Here is a 20,188-nt window from a genome sequence, read left to right on the forward strand (position 1 = left end):
GCCGGCGTGGAACGCTTGACAGCCCTCGACGCCCTTCTCTAGTATCCGCCTCGGCGCTATCGTCTAGGGGTCAGGACGGATGGTTCTCAGCCATCAGACCGGGGTTCGAATCCCCGTAGCGCTACCATGACCCTGCCCGCCCCTCTCGTTCCGCTCCCCACCCGCACGGAGGTTGAATCGATGTCACGATTCACCGTCGCCGCTCTCGTACTCGCCTCGGGCATCACGTTGATTTCGGCCCAGCCCGTCAAGAACGGGCCCGAGATCCAGGTCAACACCCACCAGCCCGGCTCCCAGCAGCGCGCCTCCGTCGGCCGGGATGGCCTCGGAAACTTCGTGGTCGCGTGGCAGAGCGAGGGGCAGGATGGCTCAGGATACGGCATCTTCGGCAGGAGGTTCGGCGCGTCGGGCACCGCCGCCGGCGGCGAGTTCCAGATCAACACCTACACGCCGAACGATCAGTACGCTCCGAAAATCGCGATGAACCCGTTCGGCGAGTTCGTCGTCGTGTGGTACAGCTACCGCCAGGACGGGTCCGGATACGGCGTCTTCGGCCAGCGCTTCACGAGCGCCGGGTCCGCTCAGGGGAGCGAGTTCAGGATCAACACCAGCACCCTGGGAGATCAGTTCGACCCATCGGTCGCCATCGGCGACTCCGGCGAGTTCGTGGTCGCGTGGACCAGCTACGCCCAGGATGGCTCGGCGGACGGAGTGTTCGGCCAGCGCTTCGACAGCGCGGGCGTGCCCCAGGGGACCGAGTTCCAGGTGAACACGTACACGACCAGCGACCAGCGGAAGGCGGCCGTCAGCGTCGGCCCGCTGGGCGAGTTCACCGTCGCGTGGGAGAGCTTCGGGCAGGACGGATCCAATCTCGGGGTCTTCGGCCAGAGGTTCGACAGCTCCGGCGCCCCGCAGGGGGCCGAGTTCGCGGTGAACACCTACACGACCAACCGGCAGCAGCTTCCTTCCATCGGCACGGACTCCTCGGGCAACTTCGTGGTGGCATGGCAGAGCCGCAACCAGGATGGCTCGGGCGACGGCGTCCTCGCCCGGCGGTTCGACAGCACCGGCGCCGCGCTGGGGACCGAGTTCCAGGCGAACACGTTCACGACCGGCAATCAGAACTCCGCCTCCGTCGGCATCGACCCCTTCGGCGAGTTCACGGTGGCGTGGCAGAGCTACGGGCAAGATGGCGACGGCTTCGGAATCGTGGGACGGCACTTCAGCTCCAGCGGTGCGCCCGCGGGGGGCGAGTTCCTCGTGAACTCCTCCACCACCGGCTACCAGACGCAGCCCGAGGTGGCCATGGACCCGCAGGGGGACTTCGTCGTCGTGTGGCAGGACGATTTCCTGACCGGTTCGTTCGGCGTCTTCGCCCAGAGCTTCTCCGGCCCGCTCTCGTGCCCTCCCGGCGATGCCGATGGGGACGCCGTCTGCGACAGCGTCGACAATTGCCTCTCCCTCTACAACCCCGGCCAGGACGACACCGACCACGACGGTGTCGGGGACGCCTGCGACGTCATGATCACCGCTCCTCCCGGCGGAACGACCCTCGACTGCAACACCCCCCTGACCGTCCGGCCGACGATCACCTGGGACGGCGGGATGTACGACACATTCAGAGTGTTCGTCAGCCCGGATCCGAACTTTCCCGCGAACAACCGCGTCTCGAGCGGCGCAGGCGCGCTGAAGACAACGAGCTACACGCCCCCGGGGAGGAAATGGAAGGGAGCCTGCGCGAGGGCGAAGAAGGCGAACCCCACGGACCCCGTTCTGTTCATCAAGCTCTTCGGACAGGACCTCCAGGCCACGGCCGCCAACCCCGACCGGCGCACCTTCAGTAATGTCGTCAAGGTCTTCGTCACACCCTGAGCGGGCGGGGGCGCCGTGACGGCGCTCCCGGCCGCACCGTGAGCGCGCCGCCGACCCCGCGCCCGGGTGGGGAAGCGGGCGACCTCGCGTCGTTGCGCATCGATCGCGACGCCCTCGAAGTGCGCCGGGTGGGCGGCGGGTGGATCCGGTACGCCGTCGCCCTCGCGGTGGTCATCGCCCTCGCGCTCGCGGCGGTCGTCTCGTATCGCCGCTTCGTCGAGCCCCTCTCCATGCCGGAGGTCGAGATTGTCCGGGCCGAGGTCCTCGCCCCGGCCGCCGCGAACTCCCTTCTCACGGCGTCGGGTTACGTCGTCGCGCAGAGAAAGGCGGCGGTGACGACGAAGATCGCCGGCAGGCTCGTCGAACTGAAGGTGCGCGAGGGGAGCCGCGTGAAGGCGGGCGAGATGATCGCGCGCATCGAGAACCGCGACTACGAGGCGCAGCTCGACCAGTCGAAGCGGCAGCTCGAGGTCGCGCGCGCCGCGCGCGCGGAGGCGGTCGCCAGGGAGTACGCCTCCCGGCGCGAGCTCGAGCGGCAGACGCGCCTCCTCGCCGAGCGCGTCGCCAGCCAGAGCGGGTTCGACGCCGCCGAGGCGGCGCAGAAGATCGCCCTCGCGCAGATCGACTCGGCCTCCGCCGAGATCTCGCGTGCGGAGGGGGCGGTGACCGTCGCAGAGGTAAACCTGAGGAACACCTTCATCATCGCCCCCTTCGACGGCGTCGTCACGACGAAGAGCGCCGACATCGGCGAGATCATCGCCCCCGTCTCGGTCGGCGGGCCGGCCTCTGGGAACAGCCTGGTCCAGATCGCCGACATGAGCAGCCTCGAGGCCGAGGTCGACATCAACGAGAGCCACATCAGCCGCCTCCACGAAGGGCAGCCGGCCACGATCGTCCTCGACGCGTACCCCGAGACCAGCTACCCCGGGCGCCTGAGGCAGATCGTCCCGACGGCCAATCGACAGAAGGCGACGATCCAGGGAAAGGTCGCCTTCGACCGCAAGGGGGACGAGGTTCTCCCCGAGATGAGCGTGCGGGTCAACTTCCTCGAGGATCGCGCCGGGGGTGCCGCGGGCGCGGGGAAAGCGCGCGTCTTCGCCCCCGCCTCGGCGATCACGACCCGCGACGGCGCCCCCGCCGCGGTCGTCGTCAGGGACGGCCGCGCGTCGGTCGTCGCCGTGAAGCTCGGCCCCGAGGTGGACGGCCGACTCGAGATCACGTCGGGGCTCGCCGGGGGCGAATCGCTGGTGGTCAACCCCACGGACCAGATCCGGGAAGGGACGCGCGTCCGGCTCCGCTCGAAGAGCTGAGGCGCGCGCTCAGGGATGCGGCTCTCAGAGCACGAGACGCTGACGGGCCGGCACTACGTCATCCTGGGGATGGCCTGGGCCGGGTGGCTCTTCGACTTCTACGACCTGATCCTCTACTCGTTCCTGTACTCGTTCATCGGCGCCGATCTCGGGCTGACGAAGGCCGACCATGCCCTCGTGATGGGGGCCTCACTGGGCGCGACGGCCCTCGGCGGGCTCGTCTTCGGATTCCTCGCGGACCGATTCGGCAGGCGCGCGGTGCTGCAGTGGACGATCCTGGTCTACAGCGGCGGAGCGCTTCTCTGCGGCTTCGCGAACACCCTCCCGCAGCTCCTCGCCTTCCGCGCCCTCACCGGCCTCGGAGTCGGCGGCGAGTGGGCCGCCGGGCACACGCTGATCGCGGAGACGTTCCCGCCCGCGAAGCGCGGGCGCTTCGGCGCGCTCATGCAGACGGGCGCGCCCCTCGGCGTCGGGCTCGCGGCCCTCGTCGGGTCGTTCGTGGCGCCCGCCATCGGGTGGCGCGCCACCTTCATCCTCTCGGCGACCCCGGCCATCCTCGTGACGATGATCCGGCGGCACATGCCCGAGTCGGATCTCTGGCTTGCATCGCGCGCGCGGGCGCCGTGGACGCCCCTCGAGGATCTTCGCGAAGTCCTCTTCGGCTCGCTCGCCTGGACGTCGTTCCGCGCCTTCGTCCTGACCGCCTGCAACATGTCGTCGTACTGGTTCACGAGCATCTGGCTCCCCGCCTACCTCCGCGAGGAGCGCGGGATGTCCGTCGCGAAGTCGGGGCTGTGGATCCTCGTCATCGTGAGCGGCGAGCTGGTGGGGTACGCGACCTTCGGCTTCGTCTCCGACCGTTTCGGCAGGAAGCGCTCGTACGCGCTCTACGCCGGGGTGATGTCGATCGGCCTCGTGATGATCACGGTCGCCTGGAATCTCATCGCCGGGCAGCCGTTCCTGATCCTGATCTTCATGGCGGTCGTCGGCATCGGCACCGGGACGTGGTCGAACTTCGGCCCGTACTACTCGGAGCTCTTCCCCACGCACCTCAGGAACACCGGCGTGGGCGCCGTCTTCAACGCCGCGCGGGGGATCCAGTTCGTGACCCCCATCGTCATCGAGCGCGTCTCGCACGCGTGGGGGCTCGCCGGGGGGATCTCCCTCGCCGCCGCGTTCAGCGCCGCCGGGGCGATCTGGGTCTTCACGCTCCCCGAGACGCGAGGGCGCGTGCTGACCGTCACGGAGCGCGGCTCGGCCGGATCGCTCGATTCCCCTTGACCGGCGCGGGCTCTTGGGTGTATAAGCAGCGCAACTGTTCGCGCGGCCTCATGGGGGTGCGGCCGGGTGACAGATGGAGCGCGCGCAGACGCCCCGCGTCCCTGGCGCGTGAATTCCCATGCCCCCGCGTGCCCCGGCCAAGCCCCCCGACTCCCCGCTTCCGATCGAGCCGCGGCGCATCGAGAGGTGCCCGTACTGCGGGAAAGACCGCGCCATCCTCACCGTCAAGGAAGCCACCGAGCTCGCCACCGTGAACCGGAAGACCATCTCCCGCTGGATCAGGAGCGGCACGCTCGAGCACTGCGTCCTGCCGAGCGGCGCGGTGAGGATCTTCAAGGACAGCCTCATCCGGATTCCGGGTGTTCCCGGCGAGCACGATCACTCGGAGGGGGCGGGGGGCACCGCGAAGGCCACCCCCTCGCGCGCCGACGCCGCCTCCCCGTCGAGATCGAAGGCTCGGCGCCCGCTCGGACGGACGTCGTCTCAGCGACGGTAGGTCGCGACGGAGCTCTCCGTCTCCCAGACGCGGACCTCGGCGACCGGGAGGCCGTGCAAGGCGGCCGCGTCGAAGATCACCATCGCGATCGCCTCGGCGGTGGGGCTGACGTCCATCAGGAAGATCGGCTCGCCGAGATCCGTGAGCGGCTTCACGAGGGGATCGTCGCGGCGCAGGAGCATCCGGTGATCGAGGTGGGCGTCGACCCACCCCCTCACCTGATCGCCGATCTCGCTGAAGTCGGCGACCATGCCGCGCCGGTCGAGGGCTTCGGCCTCCAGGCGGATCTCGACGCGCGCGTTGTGGCCGTGGGCGTGCGCGCACTTCCCGTCGTAATCGAGAAGGCGGTGGCCGTAGGAGAAGAAGACGGTTTCGGAGACGGAATACATGGCGGCGGCCACGCTAACACACCCCCTGAGGGCCGGGCCATCGAGCGGGCGCCGCTGTTGACCGGTCCGGAAAGGCGGGGGTAGACTCGCCTCGAGCCCGCGCCATCGCCCATCACCCTCCTCCCGCCGCGTTCCGCGGACCGAGAAGCCCATGCGCGCCATCGTGAAGGAAAAGAAAGCCACCGGGCTCACACTCGCGGAGATGCCGGCGCCGAAGGTCGGACCCGGCGACGTCCTCATCCGGGTGAAGCGCGTCGGGCTCTGCGGCACCGACCTCCACATCTACCATTGGAACGCGTGGGCCGAGCGGCGCATCCATCCCCCTCTCGTCATCGGCCACGAGTTCGCGGGGGTCGTCGAGGACGTGGGGTCGATGGTGACCGGCTTCACCCCCGGCGAGAAGGTCACGGCCGAAGGGCACATCGCCTGCGGCGCCTGCTTCCAGTGCCGCACGGGGCTCGGGCACATCTGCCGGAAGGTGAAGATCATCGGGGTGGACGTCCACGGCGCCTTCGCCGATCTCATCGCGATGCCGGCCGGAAACGTCTGGAAGATCGATCCACAGATCTCCCTCGATGTCGCGGCGTTGCACGATCCTCTCGGGAACGCATTCCACACGGTCATGTCGAGCGACGTCCGCGGCAAGCGCGTCCTCGTCCTGGGGAGCGGACCGATCGGCCTCTTCTGCGTCGCCATCGCGCGCGCGTCGGGGGCCGCCCGGGTCATCGCCTCGGAGATCGCGCCGGGCCGGCGGGCGATGGCGGCGAAGATGGGGGCGCACCGGACGATCGATCCGACGGCGGAGTCGGTGCCGGACGTCGTGCGCGAGGAGACGGAGGGGGCCGGGGCCGACGTCGTCCTCGAGATGTCGGGGAACCCCCAGGCGATCCGCCAGGCGCTGAAGGCGGCGCGCGACGGGGCCGACGTCTCGCTCCTTGGCCTTCCCGGCGAGGAGGTCCCGATCGACGTCACGAACGACGTGATCTTCAAGGGGATCACGCTGCGCGGCATCGTCGGCCGGCGCATGTACGACACGTGGTACCAGATGCGCTCGTTCCTCCTCGCGGGGCTCATCGATCCGACGGTGGTCATCACGCACCGGTTCGCGATGATCGAGGTCGAGTCGGCGATGCAGGCGATCGCGGGCGGGGCGGGAAAAGTGCTGTTCAATCTCGAGGAGATGCCGCGATGAACCAGGCTTTTCGGGCCCGGCTGGACGGGGAGCTGCAGGGCTTCAAGGCGGCGGGCGTCTACAAGAAACTCAACCACATCGAGTCGCCGCAGGCGCCGTGGGTGCAGATGGAGGGGCGGGGAAAGGTGCTCGTCCTCTCCTCGAACAACTACCTCGGCCTCGCCGCCGAGCCCGACGTCGTCGAGGCCGGGAAGAACGCCCTCGCCACGTACGGCGCGGGCACCGCCTCGGTGCGCTTCATATGCGGGACCTTCGCGGTCCACCGCGCCCTCGAGCACGAGATCGCCCTCTTCCTCGGGACCGAGTCGGCCCTCAGCTACGTCTCCTGCTGGAACGCGAACACGGGGCTGACGGCGACCTTCCTCGGCGAGGAGGACGTCCTCATCTCCGACGAGCTGAACCACGCCAGCATCATCGACGGCGTGCGCGCCACGAAGACGAACCGCAAGGTCTACAAGCACTCCGACATGAAAGAGCTCGAGGCGCACCTCGTCGCGGCGAAGTCCGCCCGCCACCGCTTCATCTTCACCGACGGCGTCTTCAGCATGGAGGGAGATCTCTGCCGCCTCCCCGACATCATGGATCTCGCGCGCCGCCACGACGCGATCGTCGCCGTGGACGACTCGCACGGCACGGGGGTCATGGGGCGGAGCGGGCGCGGCGTCCCCGAGCACTTCGGCGTGCACGGCCTCGTGGACGTCATCACCTCGACGCTCGGGAAGGCCCTCGGCGGTGCGGCGGGCGGCTTCACGGCGGGGCCCCTGGCCCTCACCGACTACCTCACGCAGCGCTCCCGGCCGCAGCTCTTCAGCAACGCGCTGCCGCCGACGGTCGCGGGCTCGGCCCTCGCCGCGATCAAGTTCGTCCAGACGCACCCCGAGCGGGTCGAGACGCTCCGCTCGAACGCAACGTACTTCAGGGAGAAGCTGGTGGAGTCGGGGTTGAAGCCCCTCGCGGGGGAGACGCCGATCGTGCCGATCCTCGTCGGCGAGACGGCGCTCGCCATCAAGATGAGCGAGCGGCTGCTGGAGGAGAAGGTCTTCGTGACCGGCTTCGGCTTCCCGGTCGTCCCCCAGGGGCACGCGCGCCTGAGGTGCCAGGTCTCGGCGGCCCACACGCGGGACGATCTCGACTTCGCGCTGGCCGCGCTCGTGAAGATCGCCCGCGAGGTGGGGGTGCTCCGGTAGGTCGACCTTGAAATCTCGGTGGACCACGCTGAGATTTCAAGGTAAGCTTGCGGCGTGATCGAGCGCTCACGGCACGTCCGGAACCTCCTGGGACTCCTCTCCCGCCACCGCGTCGTGGCGATTCTCGGCGCCCGGCAGGTCGGCAAGACGACGCTCGCCCGGCGAGTCGTGGCCGGGTGGGATGGGCCCGCGACGTACTTCGACCTCGAGAAATTCGAGGACGTGGCCCGCCTGGACGACCCCATGCTCGCCCTCGGCGGGCGACGGGGCCTGATCGTGCTCGACGAGATCCAGAAGCGGCCGGACCTTTTCCCCGCCCTTCGGGTCCTCGCGGACCGCCGCCCCGCGCCGGCCCGGTTCCTCGTGCTCGGAAGCGCCTCGCCCGAGTTGCTCAGACAGAGCTCCGAGTCTCTCGCCGGACGGATCGTGTTCCAGGAACTCCACGGTTTTTCGGCGGACGAGGTCGGCGCGGCGAATCTCGAGCGCCTCTGGGCGCGCGGCGGCTTCCCCCGCTCTTACACCGCGCGCACCATCGGCCAGAGCGCGGAGTGGCGGCGCGCCTTCGTCCAGACGTTCCTCGAGAGGGACCTGCCGGCTTCCGGCCTGTCGTTCGACGGCGCGACGATGCGCCGGCTCTGGACCATGCTGGCGCATTATCACGGGCAGATCTGGAACGCGTCGGAGTTCGCGCGGTCGTTCGGAGTCTCCGACACGACGATCCGTCGCTACCTCGACGCGCTGACGTCGACGTTCGTCGTTCGGCAGCTCCTCCCCTGGCACGAGAACCTCGGCAAGCGCCAGGTGAAATCGCCCAAGGTCTTCATCGCCGACCCGGGGCTGCTCCACACGCTCCTGAACCTCCAGACAGTGGACGAGATCGAGCGGCACCCCAAGGCGGGGGCCTCATGGGAGGGGTTCGCGATGAGCGAGGTCGTCAGCAGACTGGGAGCCCGCCGGGAGGAGTGCTTCTTCTGGGCGACGCACGCGGGAGCCGAGATCGATCTGCTCGTCGTGAGGGGCCGGCATCGTTACGGGTTCGAGTTCAAGCGCACCGTTGCGCCGCGCGTCACGCCCTCGATGACGATCGCTTCCCGGGACCTGCGGCTCACCCACCTCGACGTGATTCACGCGGGGCGCGAGACCTATCCGATGGCCCGAGGGATCCGAGCGCTTCCGCTCGCGCGAATCCTCTCGGGCCTTCGCAGGCTGAAGTAGTCGAGGCGCGCTCGCCTACTTCGTGAACTTGAAGCAGCTTTGGTCGAGCGTGTAGCGCTTCTCCCAGTTCGGGTTCTTGTGGTCGTCCGCCTTGTTCGCGAGCATCTCGGAGGAGCCGGCGAGCTTGAAGCCGGCCTTCGTCGCCTCGGTCTTGATGACGTCGTCGGCGATCCGGTGCTGATCCTTGTCGCGCCCCTTGTCGGTGCGCGCGTCGACGACGCCGAAGACGCCCGCGGGCTTGAGGGCCTTCTTCACGTTGTCGAGCACCTTAGCGAGCTGGTCCTCGGGGATGTCGTGGAAGTTGCGGATGGTGATCACGGCGTCCACGGATCCCTCCTTGAGCGAGGCGAGGCCGTCGGACTTCATGTGCTCGACGTTCGCGAGCGGGTTTGCCTTCAGCCGCGCGTCGAGCTTGTCGAAATTGTACGTCCCGATCGCGTAGACCTTTCCCTTCGGCCCGACGAGCTGGCTGAGAAGGTACGTGTTGTAGCCGTCGCCCGGGATGAAGTCGACGACGGTGTCCCCCGCCTTGATCCCCCAGTACGCGTACAGATCGTCGGGCTTGTTCGACGCGTCGCGATCCCTCTCCTCGGCCGTTCGTCCCGGGGCGTTCGGGTCGAGCTTCGCGTACGCGACCCCCGACACGAGCGCCACGGCGATCATCACTGCAGCCAGCTTCTTCATGAGCTCTTCCTCCAACGGTGCGGGCAACGATGTGGGACGGATGGCAGAAGGCGCACGGCCCCCTGCGGAACAACACGCGCGGCTTCCCCGGTATTCCCGGTCAGCCGGTGGTCAGCTTCCGGTACTTGATGCGGTGCGGCCGGTCGGCCTCGATGCCGAGGCGCTTCTTCCTGTCGACCTCGTAGTCCTGGTAGTTCCCCTCGAACCAGAAGGTCTTCGAGTCTCCTTCGAACGCGAGGATGTGCGTCGCGATCCGGTCGAGGAACCAGCGGTCGTGGCTGATGACGACGGCGCAGCCGCCGAAGTTGAGCAGAGCCTCCTCGAGCGCGCGCAGTGTGTCGACATCGAGGTCGTTCGTCGGCTCGTCGAGAAGAAGGAGGTTCCCCCCCTTCCGGAGCGTCCGGGCGAGGTGGAAGCGGTTCATCTCGCCGCCCGACAGATCGGCGACGCGCTTCTGCTGGTCGGCCCCCTTGAAGTTGTACATCGCGCAGAAGGCGCGGCTGTTCATCGAGCGCTTGCCGAGCTGGACGACGTCGAGCCCGCCTGCGAGGGCGTCGTGGACCGTGACGTTCCCCTCGGGGCGCTCGCGCCCCTGATCGACGTACGCGGGGACGACCGTCTCGCCGACGGTCAGCTTCCCGCCGTCGGGCTTCTCGGTGCCGCGGCCCCGGCGGGATGTAGATCTCTCGCGTCTCGCTGCGCTCCTCGGCGTTCGACTCCTGGAGGAGCTGCTCGTAGGCGTTGAGGCGCGCCTTCCCCTTCGCCTGCCGCGCGCGCGGCGACATCCTTATCCAATCGAGCTCGCGCGCCAGCGTGCGCTGCCTCGCCGTTTCGGCCTTCTCCTCGTTGGCCAGCCTGTTCTGCTTCTGCTCGAGCCAGGAGGAGTAGTTTCCCTTCCACGGGATGCCTTCGCCCCGGTCGAGCTCGAGGATCCAGCCGGCGACGTTGTCGAGGAAGTACCGGTCGTGGGTGACGGCGACGACGGTGCCCGGGAAGTCGTGGAGGTGCGTCTCGAGCCACGCCACCGACTCGGCGTCGAGGTGGTTCGTCGGCTCGTCCAGCAGAAGAAGGTCGGGCTTCATGAGGAGAACGCGGCAGAGCGCGACGCGACGGCGCTCACCGCCCGATATTTTCGTCACATCGGTGTCCGGCGCGGGACATCTCAGGGCGTCCATCGCCAGCTCGAGCGTCCGGTCGAGGTCCCAGCCGCCGGCCGCCTCGATGGCGTCCTGCACACGGCCGTACTCGGCCATGAGCTTGTCCATCTCGTCGTCGGGGAGGGTCTCCCCCATCTTCTCGTTCAGCTCGTCGAAGCGCTTGAGGAGCTTCTTGACGTCGGCGGCCGCCTCCTCGACGTTCTCGAGGACCGTCTTCTTCGGGTCGAGGTAGGGGTCCTGCGCGAGGTAGCCGACGCGGATCCCCTCGGCGGGGACCGCCTCTCCGGCGAACTGCTTGTCCACGCCGGCCATGATCTTCAAGAGGGTCGACTTCCCGGCGCCGTTCAGCCCCAGGATGCCGATCTTCGCCCCCGGAAAGAACGACAGGTAGATCCCCTTGAGGATCTCCCGCTGCGGCGGGACGATCTTCCGCAGATTCTGCATCGTGTAGATGTACTGGTGTGCCATAGGCGCGGGAGGATACTCCACCGGCCGCCTTTCGCAAGCCTCCTCCCGCGGCCCCGGCGGCGGGCCTCATGGCGTCGGGGAAGACGGCCTCCGCGCGTGAAGTAATCGCGCTCGGCCTCGGCTTTGCTCGCCCACCCGTTCGGGCGGCGCCGGCGTTGTTTGATAGCAGGGGGCGCCAGCGCCCGATCGGGTACCCGGGCTCGTCCCAGACGCTTCCCCGACGCCATGATGCCCACCGCCGGTCACTCGATCGGCCCCGCTCGATGCGCCGCGTCAGCCGCATGGAACCCTGCCGCGCCGACCGGCAGCGGCCGACATTGCGCTGGGGGAGCGTGCGGGACGAGCCCGGGTACCCGCGCAGGCGTCTGGAGCCTCCTGTTATCAAACATGCCGGCGACGCCGGAGTGGGTGGGCGAGCAAGCCCGAGGCCGAGCGCGATTACTTCACGCGCGGAGGCCGACTCCCCCGGCGCAATGTCGGCCGCTGCCGGGCGATCGATCGGCATCGTGCCGAGGATGTGCACCGAGGCGCTCGCGGACTGTAGAATCGCCCCCCGGAGGTGGCGGCTTGGCGACGGTGAAGATCGAGAGGAAGGAAGAGGTCGCGATCCTGCGGCTTTCGCGCGGGCATGGGAACGCGATCAACGAGGAGATGGTCGAGGACCTGCTGCAGGCGTGCAAGAACCTGCGCGGCGATCCGGAGGTCTGCGGCGTGCTCCTCGCCTCCACGGGGAAGCTCTTCTGCCCGGGGCTCGACCTTCAAGACCTCGTCCTCCTCGACCGGCGATCGATGGACCGGTTCATGGTGCGGTTCCGCGAGATGCTCGTCTCGCTCTACACGCTGCCGAGGCCTGTCGTCGCGTCGATCTCCGGCGCGGCGATGGCGGGCGGGTGCGTCCTCGCGCTGACCGCCGACTGGCGGGTCCTGAGGCGCGGCGCGCCCATCGGCCTCAACGAGGTGAAGGTGGGGGTTCCGCTGCCGCTGAGCGTGACCGCCCTCCTGATGGACGCCGTCCACCCGACGGCCCTCGCCGAGGCGGCGCTCCTCGGGAACAACTTCGAAGGTGAGGCGGCCCTCGCGGCCGGCCTGGCGCACGAGCTGGCGGATGCGGCGGGGTTCGAGGAGCGCACTCTCGTGCGCCTCGCCGAGTTCACCTCGAAGGACCCGGCGTCCTTCTCGGCGACCAAGGCCCACCTCCGGGCCCCGACGGCGGCGCGGATGAAGTCCGAGAACCCGTCGCACCGCAAGGAGTGGATCGACTGCTGGTTCTCGAAGGAGACGCGGCGGCGCATCGAGCAGATCGTCACCGGGCTGAAGACGAGGAGCGCCTGAGATGACCGACTCCGAGGAATCGTGGGCCCACCCGTCGAAGCGGTACGCCTACCACCTCGCGGTCGAGGCGACGCTCCGCGACACCGACGCGTTCGGCCACGTGAACAACGGCGTCTACGTGTCGTGGATTGAGGAGGTGCGGACGAAGTACGTCTTCGACCGGCGAGGGCTGAAAGACACGCACGAGCTGGCTTTCATCCTCGCCTCGGCCCGCCTCGACTTCCGATCGCCGGTGATGATGCTCGAGACGGTCGATCTTTTCTGCGCGCCGTCGCGCGTCGGCCGCAGCTCGTGGGACCTCGTCTACGAGGGGCGGGCCCGGAAAGACGGCCGCCTCGTCGTCGAGGCCCAGTCCACCCAGGTCCAGTACGACTACAAGGAGAGGAAGGCCGTGCCGATTCCCGACGACTTGAAGAAGATCCTCGAGAACGACCTGGTGATCACGTGAGGGGGGCCGTCATCGCAACCGTCATCGCAGTCGCCTGGAGCGCCGCCGCGGCCGGCGAGGTCACGCAGGACCCCCGCGAGGTCCACCTCGCGAACATCCGGCAGCTCACCTTCGAGGGGGAGAACGCCGAGGGGTACTGGTCCCCCGACGGGAAGCAGATCATCTTCCAGTCGAAGCACGGGACGATGGGGTGCGACCAGATCTTCGTCATGAACGCCGAGGGGAGCGGCTCCCATCTCGTCTCGACCGGCGGCGGCCGCACGACGTGCAGCTACTTCTTCCCCGACATGAAGCGGATCCTCTACGCCTCGACGCATGCCGACTCGCCGGCGTGTCCGCCGAACCCCGACTCCACGAAGGGGTACGTCTGGAAGCTCTACCCGTCGTACGAGATCTTCTCCGCCCTTCCCGACGGCTCGGACGTGAAGCGCCTCACCGACAACCCCGGCTACGACGCCGAGGCGACCTTCGCCCCCGACGGGAGCCGCGTGATCTTCACGTCGCTACGGAACGGGGACCTCGATCTCTACACGATGAAGCCCGACGGCACCGACGTGCACCGCATCACGAACGAGCCCGGGTACGACGGCGGGGCCTTCTTCTCGCGGGATGGCAAGCGGATCGTCTGGCGCGCCAGCCGGCCCGTGACGGACGCCGAGAAGGCGGCGTACCAGGAGCTCCTGAAGGAGAGCGCCATCCGGCCGATGGCCCTCGAGATCTACGTCGCGAACGCCGACGGTTCGAAGCCGAAGCAGATCACGTCGAACGGCGCGGCGAACTTCGGGCCGTACTTCTTCCCGGACGGCCGGCGGATCATCTACGCGAGCAACGTCGGCGATCCGAAGGGTCGGAACTTCGACCTCTGGATGGTTAAGGACGACGGCACGGGGCTCGAGCAGGTGACCTTCAACGACACCTTCGACGGCTTCCCGATGTTCAGCCCCGACGGGAAGAAGCTCCTCTTCGCGAGCAACAGGAACGACGCGAAGCCGGGGGACACCAATCTCTTCGTCGCGGACTGGGTCGAGGGTAAGGGGAAGAAGAAGTAGCCCCCGAATCTACTTCCTCATCAGCTCCATCACCGCCGCCGTCATCGCCTTGACCCCGGTCCTTATCGTCGCAGCGTAGACAGGCGCGTAAAGGCTCGAGTGAAGCGACGGCAGCGGCACCTTCGTCGCCTCGCTCTCGGCGACCTTCTTCGGGTCCACCGCCCCCAGCCAGAACTGGAAGAGGGGGACGCTGTGATCCGGAAGAGTGTAGAGGGCGAAGTCCTCCGCGCCGCCGACCGGCTCCATCCCCTTCACGTTCGCCGCGCCGAGCGCCGACTCGAAGACGGGGACGATCCGCCTGACGAGCGCCGGGTTGTTGTACTCGGCCGGGAGGAACTTCTCGGGGTTGAGGCTGACGATTGGCTCCTTCCCCGGCGGCACCCCGGCGGCCATCGCGATCCCCTTCGCGATCCTCTCGATCGACGCGAGGACCATCTTCCTCACGTCGGGGTCGTAGGTGCGGACCGTGAGCTGGAGCTTCACCTCGTCGGGGATGATGTTGTGCTTCGTCCCGCCGTGGATGGAGCCCACCGTCACGACCGCCATCTTCCCCGGCGGCACCTCGCGGCTCACGATCGTCTGGAGCGCGACCACCGTCTCGGCGGCGATGACGACCGGATCCTTCGTCGTGTGCGGGTAGGCGCCGTGGCCCCCCGCCCCACGAACGGTGATGTCCACGGTGTCCACCGCCGCGAACGTGTACCCCTCGACCCACCCGACCATCCCCGTCGCCAGCGACGCGTTGTCGTGGAGGGCCAGGGCGAAGTCGGGCTTGCCGAACTTCTGGTAGAGCCCCGCCGCGAGCATCGCCTCCGCGCCGCCGGGGGCGATCTCCTCCGCCGGCTGGCCGAGGAGGATCAGCGTCCCCTTCCATTGCCCCTTCATCTCGGCGAGGGCGCGCGCGACGCCGACGAAGACCGACATGTGGATGTCGTGGCCGCAGGCGTGCATCACCGACACTTCCATCCCGACGTCATCCTTGGTGTGGACGGTGCTGGCGTAGGGAAGCCCGGTCTTTTCTTCGAGAGGGAGCGCATCGAGGTCGGTCCGCACCATCACCGTCGGCCCGTCGCCGTTCTTGAGGACACCGACGACGCCGTACGCGGTGAGCAACGGGTCGGCGTACTTCCCGAAGTGGTCGGTGACGGTGAAGCCCGCAAGCTTGAGTTCTCCGGCGATCCGGGCCGACGTCTTCTCCTCGTGGTAGGAGATCTCGGGGTTCCGGTGCAGCTCCAGGTACAGGGAGTCGAGCGTTGGGCTCAGCCTGTCGAGAATCTCATCGATCCGGGCGCCGAAGGCCGGAAACCCAACGTTGACAAGGACAAGAAGGGCGACGAGGGGGCGGAAACGGACCAAGGGTTCACTCCTTATATATACGGCGGCGCTTGAGGCTGGCGGCGTCCGGCGCCCCCCGCCTCACGGCGACCAGCTCGGCGACGATGCTGACGGCGATCTCCCCGGGGTCGTCGGCGCCGATGTCGAGGCCGATGGGGGCGTGAAGTCGGTCGAGGGTGGTCTGATCGAACCCCTCGGCCGCGAGCTTGTTCTTGAGGATCGCGACCTTCCGGGTGCTCCCGAGCATGCCGACGTAGCCGGCCCGGCTCCGGAGAGCCTGCCGCACGACGACCTCGTTGTGCTGGTGCCCCCGGGTCGCCGACACGACGTACGTGTGGGGGTCGACGGCGAGCGATTCGAAGGCCGACTCCATCGGGAGGACGAGCGTCTCGTCGGCGTCGGGATGGCGGGCGGGGTTCGCGAAGGCCGGCCGGTCGTCCACGATCACGACCCTGAAGCCGGCGGTCCGGGCGACCTTCGCCGTCTGCTTCGTGACGTGGCCGCCGCCGAAGAAGAGGGCGGTGGGGGTCACGAGGATCGTCTCAAGAAAAACCCGACGATCGGCGACCGGCTCCAACCCGATCGCGTCCCTACCCATCAAGGATGTCGCGAGCCGCGCCGATTCCTCGTCCAGCCGCCGGTCGCCGATCGATCCGACCACCCGCCGGTCGGCGCGGACCAGGATTTTCCCGGCCGCGCCGTCTGAGGCCGCGTCGAGCGACGTGGCGAGGACGGCCTCCTCCCGCCGGGCGATCGCGTCGAGGCACGATCGCAGCACGTCGGCGACGGGGCCGGGGCCGAGGGCCTCCGTCATGACCTCGACGGTGCCGCCGCAGTTGAGACCTTCGACGCCGGCCTGGCTCTCGGTGAGCGTGAAGCGCCGGAGCCGCGGAGGGCCGCCGGCTCTGAGGATCTCGCGCCCCTCGGCGAAGATCTCGGCCTCGAGACATCCTCCGCCGACGGTGCCGCGCACGCTTCCGTCCTCGAGGATCAGCATCTTCGATCGGCGCGACATCGGAAGCGATCCGCGCGCGGAGACGATCGTCGCGAGGGCGACGCGTTGGCGTGACTCGATCGCTTCGAGCGCGGCGTGAAGGATCTGTTTCATGATGATCGCCCTCGAATTCTCGCTTTTTTCTTGACAGATGTAAAACGAGTGGTAAGTTAACCGCAACTTCGATCGCGATCGTGAAATTCATCTTCATGATCACGACGCGATCGACACCCGGCGACACGAGGTCGCGGCGCGGCGAACGGAAGTTGGAAGAAACTGGAAGCAGGTCGTCGAAAGACGAAGCCGCCGCTGACTTGATGCCGGGTCGATTCGAGGCCGCCGTCGCGATGACGGTCGCCGATGAGGACGCTGCAGCGGTCGGAACGACGATCGCCACCCGCGCATGACGGCGCCAGCGCCTGGAAAACGAAAACACTTCATTCCAACCGAGGCAACGGTCTCTCCCCGGCCTCATCCAGAGGTATGACACCTCTACATACGCATCAACCCACCCTATCCCCCATGCACGCGTCATCGGACCCTGTCCGAGGCCGCCAGAGGGCGCGGTAAATGTTCTCGTCACGCGCGCGGCGGAAGTCTATCCGGGGGCTGAATCAGAGGAGTTAATGGAAACGGAGACGCGCAAACAGCCCAGTATCCAGAAGCCCGTTGACGCCGATCAGTGGAACGATTGGCGCTGGCAGATGCGGAGCCGGCTCTCGAGCATCGAGCAGCTCCGCGAGTACGTGAACCTGACACCCTCCGAGGAGAAGGGGATCAAGATGGCGACGGGACGCTTCCCGGTCGCGCTCACCCCTTACTTTGCCTCGCTTCTCGATCCGAACAACCCGCGCTGCCCGCTTCGGAAGCAGGTCATTCCGACGGCCCGCGAGCACCTCGTCTCGCCGCACGAGATGGTCGACCCTCTCGGCGAGGACTCCCACTCCCCCGTCCCGGGGATCGTCCACCGATACCCCGACCGGGTCCTGCTCCTGCCGCTGAACATGTGCGCCGCGTACTGCCGCTACTGCACGCGCAGCCGCTGGGTCGGCGACGAGAACGAGATCATCTTCGGGCCCCGCCTCGACGCGGCGATCGACTACATCCGGAAGAACAAGAAGATCCGCGACTGCCTCATCTCCGGCGGCGACCCGCTGCTCTTCAGCGACCGTCGTCTGGAGGAGCTCCTGACGCGCCTTCGCGCCATCCCGCACCTGGAGTTCATCCGGATCGGCACGCGCGTCCCGGTCTTCCTCCCCATGAGGATCACCGACGAGCTGGTCGCGCTCATGAAGAAGTTCCAGCCCCTGTGGGTGTCGATCCACTTCAACCACCCGAAGGAGCTGACCCCCGAGGTGAGGGCGGCCTGCGAGAAGCTCGCCGACGGCGGCTTCCCCCTCGGCAGCCAGACGGTCCTCCTGAAGGGGGTCAACGACCGCGTCGAGATCATCAAGAAGCTCGCCCATGAGCTGCTCAAGATCCGCGTGCGGCCGTACTACCTCTATCAGTGCGACCCGGTCCAGGGGACGGCCCACTTCCGGACCCCGATCTCCAAGGGGATCGAGATCATCGAGAACATGCGCGGCCACACCACCGGCTACGCCGTTCCCACCTTCGTCGTCGACGCCCCGGGGGGAGGCGGCAAGGTGCCGATGATGCCCAACTACGTCGTCAGCAAGGAGGAGAACGTCCTCACGGTCCGCAACTACGCGGGCAACATCTACCAGTACCACGAGAACGACGTGTGAAAGTCGGCCTCGCCTTCGACCACAAGGACGCCTTCGTCAGGCGTTCGGGGGATCCTCCCGACGCCGACACCGAGTGGGATTCGGAGGAGACGATCGCGCTTCTCGCGGAGGCGATCCAGGGGCTCGGGCACGAAGTCGTGAGGCTCGGCGGGGGGCGCGACATCATCCGCCTCTCGGCGAAGGGTCCCCTGGGAGTCGATCTCGTCTTCAACATCGCGGAGGGGCGGGACGGCCGGAGCCGTGAGGCGCAGGTCCCCGCCATCCTCGAGCTCCTGGGACTCCCGTACACCGGGTCCGACACCCTGACGATGGCGGTGAGCCTCGACAAGGGGATCGCGAAGCGGCTTCTCAGGGATCGCCGCGTCCCGACCCCCGATTTCGCCGTCCTCACCGATCCCGACCAGGTCGACTCCCTCCACCTCCCCTACCCTCTCTTCGTGAAGCCGATCCACGAGGGGACGGGGAAGGGGGTCACCTCCGACTCGGTTGTGCGGACGCCGCGCGCGCTGATGGACCAGGTCGCGTGGATCGTCCACACATACCACCAGCCGGCCATCGTCGAGGAGTACCTGCCGGGGCGCGAGTTCACGGTCGGCGTCCTCGGAAACGACGCCCCCGAGGCGATCGGCACGATGGAGGTCCTCGTCGCCGACCCCACGGAGGCCAGCGTCTACTCCGCGTCGTCCAAGTCCGAGTGGGAGAAGAAGGTCCGTTACCGCTACAACGGCGACATCGAGCCCGCGCTCCGGAGCGCGGTCGAGGAGGCGGCCGTCGCCGCCTTCCGAGCGCTCGAGTGCCGCGATTTCGGCAGGGTGGACCTCCGCTGCGACGTCGCGGGGAGCCCGAACGTGATGGAGGTGAACCCCCTCGCGGGGCTGAGCCCCCTCCACTCCGACCTGTGCTTCCTCGCGCGCGAGTCGGGGATGTCGTACCGCGATCTCATCGCGCGGATCCTCGACGAGGCGTGCCGCCGGACCGGCGCCGGGGTCGCGGCGTGACGATCGGCATCCTCTACTGCAAGCCCCCCGAGGCCCTTCCCGAATCCCCGGCCGGCAATCCCGACGACGAGGACGTCATCGTCGAGGTGATCGCCGTCGAGGGAAGCCTGAGGCGGCTCGGCCACGCGTTCGAGCGACTGTACGTCGAGGACGACATCGCGCCGGTCGTCGCCTGGGCGAAGCGGAACCCCGACGGCATCGTCTTCAACCTCTGCGAGTCGTTCCGGGGGAGCAACCTCGCCCACATGAACATGCCGGCGCTCCTCGATCTGCTGGGCCTACCCTACACCGGCTCGACGGCCCTCGCCTGCGGCCTGACCACGCACAAGTTCATCGCCAAGTCGGTCCTGGCCGGCGCCGGCCTCCCGACCCCCGAGTCGGCGCTCTTCTCCCTCGGCGAGACGCCGGCCGCGGCCCCTGCGTGGGGCTTTCCCGCGATCGTCAAGCCTCTCCTCGAGGACGCGAGCGTCGGCATCGACGAGGAGTCGGTCGTGCGGAGCGTGCCGGATCTCGCGGCGCGCGTCGCGTACGTGCACGAGAGGTACTTCCAGCCCGCGATCGTCGAGCGGTACGTCCACGGCCGCGAGATCAACATCGCCGTCGTCGGGAACGACCCGCCGCGGGCGCTCCCCCTCTCGGAGATCGAGTTCCACGACTACGCCGACGGGAAGCCCCGCGTCGTCGGCTACCGCGCCAAGTGGGTCCACGACTCCTTCGAGTACAAGCACACGAAGGGGGTCTGCCCGGCGGACGTTCCCGCCCCCCTCGCCCGCTCGATGCAGCAGATGGCGATCGGCGCCTACCGCGCCTTCGGGTGCCGCGACTACGCGCGCGTCGACTTCCGGCTGGACGAGACGTCGCGCCCCTTCATCCTCGAGGTGAACGCGAACCCCGACATCACCGACGGCGCCGGCCTCGCCCGCGCCTGCCGCGCGAGCGACCTGGGCTACGACGGCCTCATCCGCACCATCCTCGACGGCGCGCTGACGCGCGCCGCCTCACGCCTCGAAGGCGTGAAAACAACGTGATGCTG

General features: G+C 68.3%; 18 protein-coding genes, 1 tRNA gene and 1 pseudogene. 15 read left to right on the plus strand and 5 right to left on the minus strand.

Features of this window, described 5'->3' with window-relative positions; genetic code table 11:
- The first annotated feature begins 52 nt into the window (after nt 1-52).
- The 5 genes from HY049_04490 (at nt 53) to HY049_04510 (ending at nt 4,959) form a co-directional block, all read left to right on the plus strand.
- Nucleotides 53-127 (plus strand) — tRNA-Glu (locus HY049_04490).
- 53 nt (nt 128-180) lie between these two features.
- Nucleotides 181-1,872, plus strand: a complete 1,692-nt coding sequence (locus HY049_04495) for a hypothetical protein (GenBank protein ID MBI3448163.1) — start codon at nt 181-183, stop codon at nt 1,870-1,872.
- A gap of 92 nt (nt 1,873-1,964) precedes the next feature.
- A complete protein-coding gene (locus HY049_04500) occupies nt 1,965-3,182 on the plus strand; it encodes an efflux RND transporter periplasmic adaptor subunit (protein MBI3448164.1) in 1,218 nt (405 codons plus the stop codon).
- 15 nt (nt 3,183-3,197) lie between these two features.
- Entirely contained in the window at nt 3,198-4,463 is a 1,266-nt protein-coding gene (locus HY049_04505; protein ID MBI3448165.1) for an MFS transporter, read from the plus strand.
- Nucleotides 4,464-4,581: 118 nt separating this feature from the next.
- Complete coding sequence (locus tag HY049_04510) at nt 4,582-4,959, plus strand: helix-turn-helix domain-containing protein (protein MBI3448166.1); 378 nt, start codon at nt 4,582-4,584, stop codon at nt 4,957-4,959.
- On the opposite strand, the gene HY049_04515 is transcribed toward HY049_04510, so the two are convergent.
- Nucleotides 4,947-5,348: a 6-carboxytetrahydropterin synthase gene (locus HY049_04515; GenBank protein MBI3448167.1), complete on the minus strand. Its 402-nt coding sequence runs from the start codon at nt 5,346-5,348 to the stop codon at nt 4,947-4,949. The genes HY049_04510 and HY049_04515 overlap by 13 nt on opposite strands.
- Nucleotides 5,349-5,499: 151 nt before the next feature.
- On the opposite strand from HY049_04515, the gene tdh reads away from it, so the two are divergent.
- Genes tdh through HY049_04530 form a run of 3 tightly spaced genes read left to right on the plus strand, consistent with a single transcriptional unit; the run spans nt 5,500 to nt 8,942 of the window.
- Nucleotides 5,500-6,540, plus strand: coding sequence for an L-threonine 3-dehydrogenase (gene tdh / locus HY049_04520; protein MBI3448168.1), 1,041 nt, complete (start codon nt 5,500-5,502; stop codon nt 6,538-6,540).
- On the plus strand, nt 6,537-7,727 hold the full coding sequence (locus HY049_04525) for a glycine C-acetyltransferase (GenBank protein MBI3448169.1): 1,191 nt from the start codon (nt 6,537-6,539) through the stop codon (nt 7,725-7,727). Before tdh ends, HY049_04525 begins: the two co-directional genes overlap by 4 nt.
- 54 nt (nt 7,728-7,781) lie before the next feature.
- Nucleotides 7,782-8,942: an ATP-binding protein gene (locus HY049_04530; GenBank protein ID MBI3448170.1), complete on the plus strand. Its 1,161-nt coding sequence runs from the start codon at nt 7,782-7,784 to the stop codon at nt 8,940-8,942.
- Nucleotides 8,943-8,957: 15 nt separating this feature from the next.
- On the opposite strand, the gene HY049_04535 is transcribed toward HY049_04530, so the two are convergent.
- Both HY049_04535 and HY049_04540 read right to left on the minus strand, forming a co-directional pair.
- A complete protein-coding gene (locus HY049_04535) occupies nt 8,958-9,626 on the minus strand; it encodes a class I SAM-dependent methyltransferase (protein ID MBI3448171.1) in 669 nt (222 codons plus the stop codon).
- Nucleotides 9,627-9,726: 100 nt separating this feature from the next.
- Nucleotides 9,727-11,251, minus strand: a pseudogene (locus tag HY049_04540) (ATP-binding cassette domain-containing protein).
- A 567-nt stretch (nt 11,252-11,818) separates the two neighbouring features.
- On the opposite strand from HY049_04540, the gene HY049_04545 reads away from it, so the two are divergent.
- From HY049_04545 to HY049_04555, 3 genes are read left to right on the plus strand one after another with little or no spacing between them, the layout of a single operon-like run.
- Nucleotides 11,819-12,583: an enoyl-CoA hydratase/isomerase family protein gene (locus HY049_04545; protein MBI3448172.1), complete on the plus strand. Its 765-nt coding sequence runs from the start codon at nt 11,819-11,821 to the stop codon at nt 12,581-12,583.
- 1 nt (nt 12,584) lies between these two features.
- A complete protein-coding gene (locus tag HY049_04550) occupies nt 12,585-13,031 on the plus strand; it encodes an acyl-CoA thioesterase (GenBank protein MBI3448173.1) in 447 nt (148 codons plus the stop codon).
- Nucleotides 13,028-14,080, plus strand: a complete 1,053-nt coding sequence (locus tag HY049_04555) for a PD40 domain-containing protein (GenBank protein MBI3448174.1) — start codon at nt 13,028-13,030, stop codon at nt 14,078-14,080. The genes HY049_04550 and HY049_04555 overlap by 4 nt, the downstream gene beginning before the upstream one ends.
- 9 nt (nt 14,081-14,089) lie before the next feature.
- Here HY049_04555 and HY049_04560 read toward each other — a convergent pair whose 3' ends face one another.
- Both HY049_04560 and HY049_04565 read right to left on the minus strand, forming a co-directional pair.
- Complete coding sequence (locus HY049_04560; GenBank protein MBI3448175.1) at nt 14,090-15,436, minus strand: amidohydrolase; 1,347 nt, start codon at nt 15,434-15,436, stop codon at nt 14,090-14,092.
- Nucleotides 15,437-15,440: 4 nt separating this feature from the next.
- Nucleotides 15,441-16,523, minus strand: a complete 1,083-nt coding sequence (locus tag HY049_04565) for an XdhC family protein (GenBank protein ID MBI3448176.1) — start codon at nt 16,521-16,523, stop codon at nt 15,441-15,443.
- 80 nt (nt 16,524-16,603) lie between these two features.
- Between HY049_04565 and HY049_04570 the strand changes: the two genes are divergently transcribed.
- The 4 genes from HY049_04570 to HY049_04585 all read left to right on the plus strand — a co-directional run bounded on the left by HY049_04570 (nt 16,604) and on the right by HY049_04585 (nt 20,183).
- Entirely contained in the window at nt 16,604-16,816 is a 213-nt protein-coding gene (locus HY049_04570; protein ID MBI3448177.1) for a hypothetical protein, read from the plus strand.
- 219 nt (nt 16,817-17,035) lie between these two features.
- On the plus strand, nt 17,036-18,157 hold the full coding sequence (locus HY049_04575) for a KamA family radical SAM protein (protein MBI3448178.1): 1,122 nt from the start codon (nt 17,036-17,038) through the stop codon (nt 18,155-18,157).
- The gene (locus HY049_04580) at nt 18,154-19,155 is read left to right on the plus strand and encodes an ATP-grasp domain-containing protein (GenBank protein ID MBI3448179.1); all 1,002 of its coding nucleotides are present in this window, start codon (nt 18,154-18,156) and stop codon (nt 19,153-19,155) included. The genes HY049_04575 and HY049_04580 overlap by 4 nt, the downstream gene beginning before the upstream one ends.
- A complete protein-coding gene (locus tag HY049_04585) occupies nt 19,152-20,183 on the plus strand; it encodes a D-alanine--D-alanine ligase (GenBank protein MBI3448180.1) in 1,032 nt (343 codons plus the stop codon). Before HY049_04580 ends, HY049_04585 begins: the two co-directional genes overlap by 4 nt.
- Nucleotides 20,184-20,188 lie beyond the last annotated feature (5 nt).

The sequence above is a fragment of the Acidobacteriota bacterium genome (assembly GCA_016195325.1).
Classification (GTDB): domain Bacteria; phylum Acidobacteriota; class Polarisedimenticolia; order JACPZX01; family JACPZX01; genus JACPZX01.

Coding starts and splice junctions, on each gene's coding strand:
- HY049_04505 (MBI3448165.1), top strand. CDS start 3,198: ATGCGGCTCTCAGAGCACGAGACGCTGACGGGCCGGCACTACGTCATC.
- HY049_04515 (MBI3448167.1), bottom strand. CDS start 5,348: ATGTATTCCGTCTCCGAAACCGTCTTCTTCTCCTACGGCCACCGCCTT.
- HY049_04575 (MBI3448178.1), top strand. CDS start 17,036: ATGGAAACGGAGACGCGCAAACAGCCCAGTATCCAGAAGCCCGTTGAC.
- HY049_04510 (MBI3448166.1), top strand. CDS start 4,582: ATGCCCCCGCGTGCCCCGGCCAAGCCCCCCGACTCCCCGCTTCCGATC.
- tdh (MBI3448168.1), top strand. CDS start 5,500: ATGCGCGCCATCGTGAAGGAAAAGAAAGCCACCGGGCTCACACTCGCG.
- HY049_04535 (MBI3448171.1), bottom strand. CDS start 9,626: ATGAAGAAGCTGGCTGCAGTGATGATCGCCGTGGCGCTCGTGTCGGGG.
- HY049_04525 (MBI3448169.1), top strand. CDS start 6,537: ATGAACCAGGCTTTTCGGGCCCGGCTGGACGGGGAGCTGCAGGGCTTC.
- HY049_04550 (MBI3448173.1), top strand. CDS start 12,585: ATGACCGACTCCGAGGAATCGTGGGCCCACCCGTCGAAGCGGTACGCC.
- HY049_04495 (MBI3448163.1), top strand. CDS start 181: ATGTCACGATTCACCGTCGCCGCTCTCGTACTCGCCTCGGGCATCACG.
- HY049_04565 (MBI3448176.1), bottom strand. CDS start 16,523: ATGAAACAGATCCTTCACGCCGCGCTCGAAGCGATCGAGTCACGCCAA.